The organism is Vibrio sp. GLN_1 (assembly GCF_043106015.1).
GTDB lineage: Bacteria > Pseudomonadota > Gammaproteobacteria > Enterobacterales > Vibrionaceae > Vibrio > Vibrio parahaemolyticus.
Map to the genome: position 1 here is coordinate 22,434 of NZ_JBICMD010000025.1, position 12,716 is coordinate 35,149.

The 12,716-nt window shown below is 46.6% G+C and carries 12 protein-coding genes, 1 tRNA gene and 1 riboswitch; of the genes, 3 read left to right on the forward strand and 10 right to left on the reverse strand.

The window, feature by feature from the left end:
- Positions 1 to 10 precede the first annotated feature (10 nt).
- Positions 11 to 466, forward strand: coding sequence for a DoxX family protein (locus ACF8OV_RS12270; RefSeq protein ID WP_025502236.1), 456 nt, complete (start codon positions 11 to 13; stop codon positions 464 to 466).
- 29 nt (positions 467 to 495) lie between these two features.
- Here ACF8OV_RS12270 and ACF8OV_RS12275 read toward each other — a convergent pair whose 3' ends face one another.
- Positions 496 to 780 carry a hypothetical protein gene (locus ACF8OV_RS12275; protein ID WP_005458563.1) on the reverse strand — a complete coding sequence of 95 codons (285 nt, stop codon included), beginning with the start codon at positions 778 to 780 and terminating at the stop codon, positions 496 to 498.
- A gap of 91 nt (positions 781 to 871) precedes the next feature.
- The gene (locus tag ACF8OV_RS12280) at positions 872 to 2,065 is read right to left on the reverse strand and encodes a multidrug effflux MFS transporter (protein ID WP_171822866.1); all 1,194 of its coding nucleotides are present in this window, start codon (positions 2,063 to 2,065) and stop codon (positions 872 to 874) included.
- A gap of 106 nt (positions 2,066 to 2,171) precedes the next feature.
- On the opposite strand from ACF8OV_RS12280, the gene ACF8OV_RS12285 reads away from it, so the two are divergent.
- Together ACF8OV_RS12285 and ACF8OV_RS12290 are read left to right on the forward strand one after the other, a co-directional pair.
- Positions 2,172 to 3,113: a LysR family transcriptional regulator gene (locus tag ACF8OV_RS12285; RefSeq protein WP_005465075.1), complete on the forward strand. Its 942-nt coding sequence runs from the start codon at positions 2,172 to 2,174 to the stop codon at positions 3,111 to 3,113.
- A 201-nt stretch (positions 3,114 to 3,314) separates the two neighbouring features.
- The gene (locus tag ACF8OV_RS12290; protein WP_203505247.1) at positions 3,315 to 5,105 is read left to right on the forward strand and encodes an aminopeptidase P family protein; all 1,791 of its coding nucleotides are present in this window, start codon (positions 3,315 to 3,317) and stop codon (positions 5,103 to 5,105) included.
- 183 nt (positions 5,106 to 5,288) lie between these two features.
- Here the strand turns inward: ACF8OV_RS12290 and thiH are convergent, their stop codons facing one another.
- The 8 genes from thiH to ACF8OV_RS12330 form a co-directional block, all read right to left on the reverse strand.
- Positions 5,289 to 6,416 (reverse strand): 2-iminoacetate synthase ThiH, encoded by a 1,128-nt coding sequence (gene thiH / locus ACF8OV_RS12295; protein WP_317676090.1) that lies wholly within the window; start codon positions 6,414 to 6,416, stop codon positions 5,289 to 5,291.
- Positions 6,417 to 6,431: 15 nt separating this feature from the next.
- Positions 6,432 to 7,199 carry a thiazole synthase gene (locus tag ACF8OV_RS12300; protein ID WP_025502191.1) on the reverse strand — a complete coding sequence of 256 codons (768 nt, stop codon included), beginning with the start codon at positions 7,197 to 7,199 and terminating at the stop codon, positions 6,432 to 6,434.
- 5 nt (positions 7,200 to 7,204) lie between these two features.
- The gene (gene thiS, locus ACF8OV_RS12305; RefSeq protein WP_017449536.1) at positions 7,205 to 7,408 is read right to left on the reverse strand and encodes a sulfur carrier protein ThiS; all 204 of its coding nucleotides are present in this window, start codon (positions 7,406 to 7,408) and stop codon (positions 7,205 to 7,207) included.
- Positions 7,409 to 7,487: 79 nt separating this feature from the next.
- Positions 7,488 to 8,270, reverse strand: coding sequence for a thiazole biosynthesis adenylyltransferase ThiF (gene thiF / locus ACF8OV_RS12310; protein WP_140106180.1), 783 nt, complete (start codon positions 8,268 to 8,270; stop codon positions 7,488 to 7,490).
- Complete coding sequence (locus ACF8OV_RS12315; RefSeq protein WP_317676087.1) at positions 8,260 to 9,594, reverse strand: thiamine phosphate synthase; 1,335 nt, start codon at positions 9,592 to 9,594, stop codon at positions 8,260 to 8,262. The genes thiF and ACF8OV_RS12315 overlap by 11 nt, the downstream gene beginning before the upstream one ends.
- A complete protein-coding gene (thiC, locus tag ACF8OV_RS12320) occupies positions 9,594 to 11,534 on the reverse strand; it encodes a phosphomethylpyrimidine synthase ThiC (protein ID WP_203505258.1) in 1,941 nt (646 codons plus the stop codon). Before thiC ends, ACF8OV_RS12315 begins: the two co-directional genes overlap by 1 nt.
- A gap of 168 nt (positions 11,535 to 11,702) precedes the next feature.
- Positions 11,703 to 11,801, reverse strand: a riboswitch (TPP riboswitch).
- Between the two features lie 61 nt (positions 11,802 to 11,862).
- A complete protein-coding gene (crcB, locus tag ACF8OV_RS12325; RefSeq protein WP_005497358.1) occupies positions 11,863 to 12,246 on the reverse strand; it encodes a fluoride efflux transporter CrcB in 384 nt (127 codons plus the stop codon).
- Positions 12,247 to 12,578: 332 nt separating this feature from the next.
- Positions 12,579 to 12,655: transfer RNA gene (locus tag ACF8OV_RS12330), tRNA-Trp, on the reverse strand.
- Positions 12,656 to 12,716 lie beyond the last annotated feature (61 nt).

Genomic DNA, 12,716 nt, shown 5'->3' on the forward strand with positions numbered 1-12,716 from the left:
GGAGGATACGATGACAGATTCTGTTAAAAGCCTGATTAGCCGCTACGACGAATACACCAACAGCTTACAAACTCACGCAATGCCGTTGTTGCTGCTGTTTTGCCGTTTATGGGTCGCTTGGGTGTTTTTTAATTCTGGCCTTATCAAAATTGCCTCATGGGATAGCACTTTGTACTTGTTCGAATTTGAGTATCAAGTTCCGTTGCTACCTTGGGAATTTGCCGCCTATTCAGGCACATTCGCAGAGTTAGTTCTTCCGGTCTTTTTAGCGCTTGGATTGTTTACTCGCCCTATCGCTGCCATGTTGTTTGTATTCAACATTATCGCTGTCCTGTCCTACCCACTACTGTGGGAGAAAGGTTTCCATGACCATCAACTCTGGGGGTTAATGATTTTGATTGTGATGCTGTGGGGAGGCGGTCCATTTTCGCTCGACCGATTGCTAAAAGACAAATTCGTCAGATAGAAAAATCCCCGCGATTGCGGGGATTTCTTTTATTGCTTGTTTAGATAAGCCAGCAGTTCATCCGCTGAGATACCTTGTTGTGCGAGGTCTTTTGCTAATAGCTCAACTTGCTCGCCCTTGCGTGACTCAATCACTTGTTGAAATTGGTACACAATGTCACGCAAGATTGGTAGAGGTACTTGTTTTGCCGCACTACGAATGCGCTCGGAGCTTTGATTGCCCAGCTCATTAAGCAACTTACCAAACATCACCTTTTCTGGTGATTCTTCCATTTGCTCTAAAATACGAGCCATTTCATACGTGGTTAACGACATTACTTTTTGAATTCCATTATGGTGTCAGGAAAAGTGTGAACGACAAATATACACGCGTTACATACATTGGAAAATACTAAATTACACTGATTTACGCATTAGCGAAGCGTGCGTGCCAGCTCTTACCGGCCTTTGAAAATAGAATCACCAATGCTGGTAGCAATACCCACATATGAATAGCAATCAATGTTTGTGGATCAAACGGCAAACGCTGTAAGGTACCCACTAACAAACCAGAACCGCTCATTTGGAACAAACCGAGTAGCGCTGCGGCTGTGCCCGCTTTATCACCGAATGGTTCCAACGCCTTGCCCGCGGCGCCGCCAAGAATCAAAGCAAAACCAACGGACGACATAAAGATTGGCAGCATGAACGACAGCGCCGTGTTTTGGCCATTCATCACCAGCATCACCACACCAGCCAGAGCCAACGTCGAGATACCAACCACAAGCGTGTTGTGTGTGCCAAAACGTTCCATGAACTTCGGTGCCAACATACAGCCAGCGATGTTAATGACCGCGTTAATGCCAAACCAGAATGTGAACTCATTCATTGAAAGGCCCATGCCTGTCATCAATACCGACGGTGCTGACGTCACGTAAGCTAAGATAACCGCCATAGCCATCAAACATAGTGACGCGTGGAAAATGAAAGATGGCGTGCTCAGTACCGACCAGTAACGACTTGCTTTGAATACCGCTTGTTTCTCTGTTGCAGGGTTGGTTTCCTTCATCATCAAGAACATCAACGTTCCTGAGACAACCGCAAAACCAGCCATAAAGCTGAAGTTTGCACGCCAATCGAATTGCTGTGTTAACCAGCTACCTAAGATTGGGGCCAGTGCCGGAATAAAGCAGATCGCACCATTAAGGTAGCTGATCATCTTGCCGCTTTTCTCTGGGCCGAAAATATCGCGAACTGTTGCAAAGGCTGCTACCGATGTCGCACAAGCACCTAAGCCTTGTAGCAAACGAGACATCAACATCCACTCAATATTTTGAGCACTCCACGCCAATAAAGCGCTCATTGCGTAGATAGTGATGCCGCCCAATGCAACAGTTCGACGTCCGAGTTTATCTGCCAAAGGGCCAGCAAACAGTTGGCCAACACCCATAGCAAATAGGAACCATGTAATCGTGTCTTGTGCTAGCGCATTGTCTACCTGAAAAGTTGAAGCGATAAGAGGTAACGCAGGTAGATAGATATCAATCGCAAGCGGACTGAAAAGAACCAAAAGGGTCAACAACGCCATTTGTTTTTTACTATTAGAAATATGGCTAGACACACAACACTCCAAATTGAACAAGAACTTTGCAGAGAGCTTAATCATCTGATGATATGAATGGAAATGATGTATAATCATGACCATTATTCCCCAGAGGAAATTCACCGTGAACATAGAAAAGCTCGCTCGTCTCGACCTGAACTTACTGGTCTGTTTTAAAGTGTTAATTGAAGAGCTTAACGTGACTCGAGCAGCGCATCGACTGTGCCTCAGCCAATCCGCGGTGAGCAAATCATTAGCCAAACTTCGCATTCAATTTGATGATCCATTGTTTACGCGTAACTCACATGGATTAACGCCAACACCACGTGCATTGTTCCTCAAACCGAAACTGGATCTGTTGATTAACCAATTAGAAGTGCTGACCCAGCCAGAAGAGTTTTCGCCCCAAAGCAGTGAATACCGTTTTCAAATTGCAGCCGTGGAAAGTGTCTACCCATTAATCTTGCCGCATTTCTTACCAGCGATTTTTCAACAGGCGCCCGGCGTCACCATCAGCACGCATCCTTGGTCAGATAACACCTTCAAAATGTTGCAGCGTGGTGAGTTGGATTTGGGATTAACAGGTAAAGACATCGACATCAATGACGCAAAGCTTACCCTACTGCCACCGGATGATATTTGCGAACTCGAAATCTATCGCGACCATCAGATGTGCATCATTCGTAAAAACCACCCCGCACTAAAACAGAAGTGGAACCTCGAAGCGTATCTCGCACTTCGTCACGTACAAGTGCGATGTGATGGAAACGACCGTTGGTTGTTGGATTATCGTTTAGCGGACATTGGCGCAGAGCGCGATATCGCAGTCACTGTTCCAGATTTCAATAGTGCCGCCAGCTTGTGTTCTTACACCGACTTCATCTTTACCGCGCCGAGCCATTTTGTGCAACTGGCTGCCAAACAGCTCGACTTGGTGGTGTTGCCATTGCCGCTTGAATTCCCGCCCATGGCTTACACTCTGTTTTGGCACAGAGACAGAGAAAACGACCCAGCCTTGAATTGGCTACGCACGATGATCACGCAAAAAACCGATCACCTTAGATAAAAATGTCGGACGCAATTTGCGCTTAGCGGTTAAAATGAGTAGCTTAACAGTCGATAGTCCTTTTTGGCTCATCTATGGCCTGTTGTACCCAGACTTAAACGTCATCTTGCTACGACGTTTAACTCAATCACTGCACGAAGCAGAAGGAAACAGCTCCCACACCTGAGCATGAAGGAGCGGTAATTTGAAGGAATAAAACAGATGCACAACGATACCCTAAGCCGCGTGAACGCAATTCGCGAATGGCTTGCTCAACACAACATTGATGCCCTACTGATCCCTCACGAAGATGAATACCTGGGTGAATATGTCCCTGCGCACAATGAACGCCTCCATTGGCTAACCGGATTCACAGGCTCTGCAGGCGCAGCCGTGATCACACAAGACAAAGCCGCGATTTTTGTTGATGGTCGCTACACAGTTCAAGTGACCAAACAAGTTCCTAGCGATTTGTTTGAATATCGCCACCTAATTGAAGAACCGGCATTGGATTGGATTCAAGACAATCTAACCGCAAATGCGTCCGTGGCTATCGACCCACGCATGCACAGTTCGGCTTGGCTAGATATGGCACAAGCAAAACTGGCCGGAAAACTTGAGCTGAACATTCTCTCCAGCAACCCAATTGATGAGCTGTGGCATGACCGCCCTGCACCAGTGGTTTCTGACGTTCGCCTCATGCCAACAGAAGCCGTTGGTCAATCAAGCGAAAGTAAGCGTAAAGAGATCGCTCAACTGGTAGCAAAAGCCGGTGCAGACAGCGCAGTCATCACAGCGCTTGATTCTATTTGTTGGCTATTGAATGTACGTGGCTTGGATGTATCGCGTTTGCCAGTTTTACTGTCGCACGCGATTCTTCATGCCGACTCAAGTGTGGAGTACTTCCTAGATCCCGCTCGCTTACCTGCTGAATTTTCAGCGCACGTGGGCACTGGTGTGACGGTTCATCATCCAGAAGCACTTCAATCTCGACTTGAAGCCATGTCTGGTAAAAAGGTATTGCTCGACCCAGCAATCAGTAACGCATGGTTTAAGTTAGTTCTTCAAAATGCAGGCGCATCGGTTATTGCTGCTGCCGATCCATGTTTAATGCCAAAAGCCGCGAAAAACGAAGTTGAGATTGCGGGCATGAAAGCCTGTCATATCCGCGACGGTGTAGCGATGAGCAAATTCCTTTGCTGGCTAGATGCCGAAGTGGCTGCTGGCAATCTTCATGATGAAGCTACACTGGCTGATCGCCTAGAAGCATTCCGTAAAGAAGACCCAACGCTGATGGATCTGAGCTTTGATACCATTTCTGCGGCAGGCGGCAATGCGGCTATGTGTCACTACAATCATGAGAACCAACCAGAGCCAGGTAAGCTAGAGCTGAATACGCTTTACCTTGTGGATTCAGGCGGTCAGTACCTAGATGGCACAACCGACATTACACGCACCATCGCGATTGGTCAGCCATCAGCAGAAATGATCAAGCAGTTCACTCTCGCGCTGAAAGGTCATATCGGTGTAGCACGTGCCCGCTTCCCGAAAGGCACTCGCGGTTACCAAATCGATACATTGGCTCGCCAACATCTTTGGGCGGAAGGTTATGACTACGACCATGGCACTGGCCACGGTGTAGGTCACTTCCTAAGTGTGCATGAAGGTCCGGCAAGCATCTCTAAGAAACAAATTGATGTGCCGCTAACTGAAGGCATGGTGCTATCAAATGAGCCTGGCTACTACCGTGCAGATGCGTTCGGTATCCGTATCGAGAACCTAGAGCTCGTAGTTGAAACACCGACTAACGGCGACTTCCCTGTTCTATCATTCGAATCCTTGACGCGCTGTCCAATCGATAAACGTAATATCAATGTCGATATGCTGACTCGTCCAGAACTTGCTTGGTTGAACGACTACCATCAAAAAGTATGGGAACAAATCAGCCCGCTTGTTGAAGGCGAAGTAAAAGAATGGCTACGCGAAGCAACTCTGCCGTTGGCCCACTCTTAAACAAAAGTGCGAACATCTATTAAAGATAAAATAGAAAAGGCTCTCCACTTGGAGAGCCTTTTTTTTGGGGGCTAAATTCGTAAATCGCAGCCCATAAATCACATCCATGAAACTCAAAGCTAAGCGTTCATTCAATCACAATGTTTCACGTGAAACATGCCAATGACACAGTAAACGCCTCGGTTAACCTGAGTAAACTGAGTGCCAATCACGCCAGACCGGATCGAAACCTTTCGCTCTAATCATGTCTTCTACCGATGCCGCGCTACGCTCGTCACTGATTTCGAACTGTTCCAGTTCCACCTCTTCGGTCGCATAACCTCCGGGTTGTGTTTTCGATGCCGCAGACATACTCGTAATGCCTAACGGTAATACATTGTCGCGAAACTGCGGTGATTCGCGCGTCGACAATGACAACTCCACTTCCGGATTAAACAGCCGATAGGCGCAAATCAATTGCACCAACTGCTTATCCGTCATGACAGACTTCGGTTGTAATCCCGGCGCTGGTACATTACCGGCACAAGGGCGTAAACGAGGAAAAGAAATCGAATAACGCGATTGCCAATAAGTACGCTCAAGGTAATCCAGATGAGCAGCAGCAAAAAAGCAGTCGGTGCGCCACTCTTCCAAACCAATCAAAGCGCCAATACCGATTTTGTCGATCCCCGCTTTTGCCAATCTATCAGGCGTTTCAAGCCGGTATCGGAAATCCATTTTATTGCCACGCAAATGATGCTGAGCATATGTTTTGGAATGATAGGTTTCTTGATACACCATCACCGCATCAAGGCCCAATGTTTTGAGTTCGGCGTATTCGTCCTGATCCAACGGTTGGACTTCCATCGCTAAATAATTAAATCGCTGCTTGATGATTGGCACCATTTCGCGAAAGTATTTCATCCCAACTTTGGTCTCATGCTCACCCGTTACCAGTAACACGCTGTCGAACTTCATTCGCTTAATCGCATCAATCTCCGCCTCAACTTCGTCCCTATTCAGCGTTCTTCGCTTTATGCGGTTCTCCATAGAGAAGCCACAATAGGTACAAGCGTTGGCGCAAAGATTAGAGAGGTACAGCGGGATATACAGCGACATAGTGTTGCCAAAACGCTTACGCGTCAGCGAATAAGAAAGCTTTGCCATCTGCTCTAAGTACGGTTCAGCAGCAGGAGAAATCAACGCTTTAAAATCTTCCAAATCTCGTTTGGGTTTTGCTAACGCCCTTTCCACATCTTGCGCCGTTTTGGCATAAATCGACATGGATATGTCATCCCATTCGAGCTGCTGAAAGCGATCATAAAAGCTCATCTTGAACCCTCACTTCTACAGTTCATCGAGAAAAGCCGTTAGCGGACTGGAAGCAACGGCATGAGAAACTTTCCCTGCAAGCCCAGCTTCATAAGCCATACGACCTGACTCGACAGCCATCTTGAACGCTTTCGCCATCGCAACGGGATTACTTGCGGCAGCGATGGCCGTATTGACCAACACGGCATCCGCGCCCATTTCCATCGCTCTTGCCGCATGTGAAGGCGCACCAATTCCCGCATCCACGACAACAGGTACGTTCGCTTGGTCAATAATGATTTCTAGAAAATCGTGCGAAGCGATACCTTTGTTCGAACCAATCGGCGCACCCAATGGCATCACCGCAGCACAGCCAACTTCTTCCAGCCGCTTACATAACACCGGATCAGCATGGCAATATGGCAACACAATAAAGCCATCTCGCACGAGCTGCTCGGCAGCGGCTAAGGTTTCTATCGGATCAGGCATTAAGTATTTTGGGTCGGGATGGATCTCCAATTTGACCCAATTTGTGCCCAACGCTTCGCGAGCAAGCTGCGCAGCAAAAACTGCATCTTTGGCATTTTTTGCGCCAGAGGTGTTCGGTAGCAAATTCACACCGGCGTGAATCAAAGGCTGTAAAATGTCATCTTGCTGATCATTCACATCCACACGTTTAAGCGCCATCGTGGCGAGCTGTGAACCTGAAACCTGGATGGCTTCAGCCATTAAACGGCTATTAGAAAACTTGCCTGTTCCGGTGAACAAACGTGATTGAAATTCTTTATCACCAATTTTCAGCATCGACATTATCCCCCTGCGATGGCTTGAAACAGAGAGATGCTATCTCCCTCAGAAAGTACCGTACTCGCCCATTCGCTACGCGGCACCACTTGATTATTAATGGCAAAAACACAGCCCATTTCAGGCAGAGAAAACTGTGTAATGATTTGCTGTAGGTTGGCTTTACACTCGACCTGCTGAGCTTGGTCGTTAATAGCGATAGTTATCACGCTACCTCTCTCCTTTGGCAAATGAACGTACAAACGAATTTGATGCGAATTGATTTGAAACTGTCATGGCGGTCATCTCTTAACTGCTCACTGGAGCAAGATTATTGTCACCACAAACCTGACATTGCTTGTCTTTGGTTATAGACATGGTCTGCCAGTTCATCCGCAGCCCGTCAAAGAGGTGTAACTGACCACACGCAACATGAAAACGATCTATCGCCAACTTTTGAATAGCAGCGAGAGCTTGGTAGTTCCCCAGAGTGCCCACCACAGGGCCGATAATGCCGGTTTCGCTGCACTTCATTGTTTGCTGCAATTCATCAAACGGATACAAGCATCGATAGCAGCCTGAATTTGATGGTTTGTCTGAGTAGTCAAAAACAGCAAACTGCCCTTGCCAACCAATCGCTGCCGCCGATATCAGAGGTGTATTTTGCTCATAACAAACTTGATTGATCTGCTGCCTCGTTGGCAGGTTGTCACTGCAATCCAACACCACATCCGCCAACATGACTTCGAGTCGTAACTGAGCTTGGTCGAGGCGCTTGGTAATCGTGCGTACCTGAATCATTGAATTGAGATGACGAAGCTGCTGAGCCATCGCCTCGGTTTTCGCCAGTTCGATGTCGCCTTCACGATAGATAACCTGGCGCTGCAAATTGCTGCTGTCGACACGGTCATCATCAATCACAACCAATTTACCCACGCCAGCAGCCGCGAGATACAAACTTGCTGCACTACCCAACCCACCACAGCCGATGAGCAATACATGAGATTGACTAAGACGAGCTTGGCCTGATTCTCCGATTTCAGGTAACGAAACTTGACGCTGATAACGAATGAATTCTTGATCAGTAAGCACGATAGTCCTCCATGACCAATGACGTGCTCGTTGTGCTCATCAGTTGATCGAAAAACTCAATCACTTGTTTCGGCGATTCGGACAAGGTAATCGCACGAACCACCGCTAAACTGGACACGCCACATTGCCAAACTTGCTCTGCGTTTGATTGGTCAATGCCACCAATGGCCACAGTTGGATAGCTAACACTTTCACCATATGGAATGCTATCGATCAGCTTTTGATACAAGGCTAAGCGAACCAAACCTTGCGGTTTGGATGGCATTTGTTTGGTGGTGGTCGGAAAGATATGCCCCAACGCAATATAGCTTGGGTTAATTTGGACGATACGCAGCAGTTCATAATAACCATGGGTTGATAGACCTAAGCAAATGCCTGCGGTGCTCAACTGGCTCAAATTGGAATCTTCGATATCCTCTTGACCAAGATGAACCCCGAACGCGCCATGCTTTATTGCTAGTTGCCAATAATCATTAATAAAAACTTGAGCGTCATACTGACGACCGAGTTCAATTGCGCGTGCAATCTGCTGTTCTAAGTCTGGCTGATAGGGGTCTTTGATACGTAGTTGAATGGTGTTGATGCCCAATGGCAACAACCGTTCAATCCAACTGACGTCGTCCACGACCGGATAGAGCCCCAAACTCTGTTTGCTCAGATGAGGAAAGTTAACCGACTGTCCGTGTGATGACCAACCTACTTTGATGCCTAAACGACAATCTTCTAAGACTGGTGTAGGAAAATCAGCAAACTGAGACGCCCACTCCTGCTTAACCATTGTTTCACCATTAATGAGTGTTTCACGTGAAACATTCGTCATTGGGCGCGCTAAGGTTAAAGCATCTTCAATAGGGAAATCGAGAGCAAGCAGCGTTACTATCCACGCTAAGTGTTGATCGGTTTGAAGAGTTGTAGTTCTAAAAGTGGAAGCAACTGACAAAGCTCTTATTTCATCATTAATCGGGTGGCGCCAGATATCCAACACGTCCGCGCTTGTCGTTTCAACAGAATCATCGTGCTTAGACTCTACGTCTTCAATACCAATAAAAATGGCCGAGAATGGTTGTTGGCGACATTCTGAAACCGATAGACCTGATTGGTAGTAAAGCACAAAATCGGCAGTCTCTGCTTCCTCACATACGTCAATCAGATCGGTACCTACACGAAAGGTATTTTGCCCAAGAACAAGTTGAATAAATTGAGTCGGGCTTACGCCCAACTCAATCTCATCAATACTAAAACCCTGTTCTTTCGCCAACAATAAACACTGCTGAACAGATCCTGTCAGCGGAATTAACGACGATGGAATAAGGATTTTAGCCATTACTCATCCGCCTCGGCGTGCACGGCTGGGTGATAAAGCTCGGAACCTGTCGCACGAAACTCTTCAGACTTCTTACGCATGCCTTCCAGCGGGTCATCTAACATCTTGATAGAAATCGCCTGATCCGCGGCAACTTGCTCTGTATCTTTGGCATACTCCCTGACTTCTTGAGAAATCTTCATTGAGCAGAATTTAGGGCCGCACATTGAGCAGAAGTGCGCTACTTTTCCAGACTCTTGCGGCAGCGTTTCATCATGAAATGCACGTGCGGTATCGGGGTCTAAAGCGAGGTTAAATTGGTCTTCCCAGCGAAATTCAAAACGCGCCTTTGATAAGGCATTGTCACGAACTTGTGCTCCAGGATGCCCTTTTGCTAAATCTGCAGCATGCGCAGCTAGCTTGTAGGTGATCATACCGGTTTTAACGTCTTCTTTATTTGGAAGCCCCAAGTGCTCCTTAGGGGTCACGTAGCACAACATAGCGCAGCCATACCAACCAATCATCGCCGCACCAATACCGGATGTAATATGGTCATAACCCGGAGCGATATCTGTCGTTAGAGGACCCAAGGTGTAGAACGGCGCTTCATGACAGTATTCCAACTGTTGGTCCATATTCTCTTTGATCATGTGCATTGGAATATGGCCAGGGCCTTCAATGATGACCTGTACATCATATTCCCATGCGATTTTCGTCAACTCGCCGAGCGTACGCAGCTCTGCAAATTGCGCTTCATCGTTCGCGTCTGCAACCGAGCCAGGACGCAAGCCATCACCAAGAGATAGAGCGACATCGTACTTCGCACAAATTTCACAGATCTCGCGGAAATGGGTGTATAAGAAGCTTTCTTGGTGATGCGCTAGACACCACTTAGCGATAATCGAGCCACCACGCGAAACAATACCCGTCACTCGTTTCGCCGTCATTGGAACATAGCGAAGTAGTAAACCCGCATGGATAGTAAAGTAATCAACACCCTGCTCTGCTTGTTCGATTAACGTGTCGCGCATGACTTCCCAATTCAGGTTCTCAGCAATGCCATTTACTTTCTCCAAAGCCTGATACATAGGAACCGTACCAATTGGCACCGGGCTATTGCGTAAAATCCATTCGCGAGTTTCGTGAATGTTGCGGCCGGTAGAGAGATCCATAACCGTATCCCCCCCCCAACGCGTGGCCCATACAAGTTTCTCCACTTCTTCTTCGATTGAAGACGTGACCGATGAGTTACCAATATTGGCATTCACCTTAACTAAGAAGTTACGGCCAATAATCATTGGTTCAGATTCTGGATGATTGATATTCGAAGGAATGATGGCGCGACCTTCTGCAACTTCTTTACGAACGAATTCTGCAGTAATGTCTTTAGGTAGATTTGCACCGAAGCTTTGACCAGGATGCTGCTGAGTCAGCACGTCATCGCGATATTTAGCGCGACCCATATTCTCACGCAGTGCAATGTATTCCATTTCCGGAGTAACAATGCCTTTACGAGCATAGTGTAGTTGAGTGACACATTTTCCGGCTTTAGCTCGTCGAATACGTGGTAAGTTGCCATAACGCAAACTATCTAAGGTTTCATCGTCAAGACGCTCTTTTGCGTAAACAGAGCTCACATCTTCAAGGATTTCAGTATCATTGCGTTCTTCAATCCACCCTTCTCTAAGCTTTGGTAAGCCATTGTAAAGGTCGATAGAGTGATTTGGGTCAGTGTATACACCAGAGGTGTCATAAACACGTACTGATTCGTTTGACTCGAAAACAGGAGCCTCTTTGGTGCCACCAATTAGGCTATCAGCCAAAGAAATTTCACGCATTGGCACTCGGATGTCAGGACGAGAACCCTCTACATACACTTTGGTTGAGTTTGGGTACGGCTGTACCGAGAGAGTATCAATAAACTGTTTTGCTTCCAGTCTCGCTTGTTTGCGACTCGACATAGCATTTTTCCTTGCTTGTTATTCTAGATAAAAAGTATTGGGATAAAAATGCTTGGCGGATAGATGCGACAAGAGGGGTCGAATTATGGACGATTAGAGTTCAGGTGCTCACTCTTTGTCTATTACTGCATTCGACGTTTTGATAGGTTAGCCAGACGTTGTCTGGTGTAGGTATCTTCTCTTGTTCCCTTCGCAGATATTAATCTGATCAGGTTCAACGGATCCCGAATTAACGGTCTCAGCCTTATGGCACTCCGACAAGTGAAGCCAGTATATAAAAACGGCTTGGTTAAACCAAGCCGACCTGATTACATTTTCGTTACTTTTGCTAGCTACGCATCAATAATTGGAAACCGATCCAAGCCGCCGAGATACTCAGAACAACATTCAATAAGATGTTTAAACCCATTTTAAAGAAAGCACCTTGCTGCATAAGCAGTACGTTATCCATAGAAAAGGTTGAAAAGGTGGTAAGCGCACCAAGGAAGCCTAGGCCAATCACTTGTCTCCATGGTTCAGTTGCTAATATTTCACTTTCAAATGCAGCAATGAGCAACCCCATGATGAAAGAGCCAACAACGTTAACAGTCAGCGTACCGTAAGGAAAGCCCCGCCCGAAAAGTAAGACACAAAACTCAGACACTAAATATCGAGAACACGCACCGATTGCCCCACCGAGTGCGATAAAGCCTAAAATAGAAAACTGCCCCATAATTCCCCCAATAAGTTCTGATGATATTGTAATCAAAATCACTCAGCTATCGGTAACACAATCTTAGAATTCGACAATATAATCGCTTTAAAACCACTGAAATATTTAAAAGTTACAGGAGTCACTTTTACATACGTTCCAAGCAATTTTTCATAGGAAGAACCCTTACGGGAATTTGCCGTTTAGATAAACATATCTCGTTTAAGTACTACTTGAAGAAAATGCTGATTCACATTTTATTGAAAGAGAAATAATAACGGTATGGAAAGATCTCTTCAGCTCAGATCTGCAGATACAAAAAAGCCCCAGTCTTTCGACTGAGGCTTTAAATATGGCAGGGGTGGAGAGATTCGAACTCCCAACACGCGGATTTGGAATCCGCTGCTCTGCCAATTGGAGCTACACCCCTGTAGTATCTACAGTTTATCACATTGTAGATTCAAAAAAACCCCGCAAAAGCGAGGTCTTTG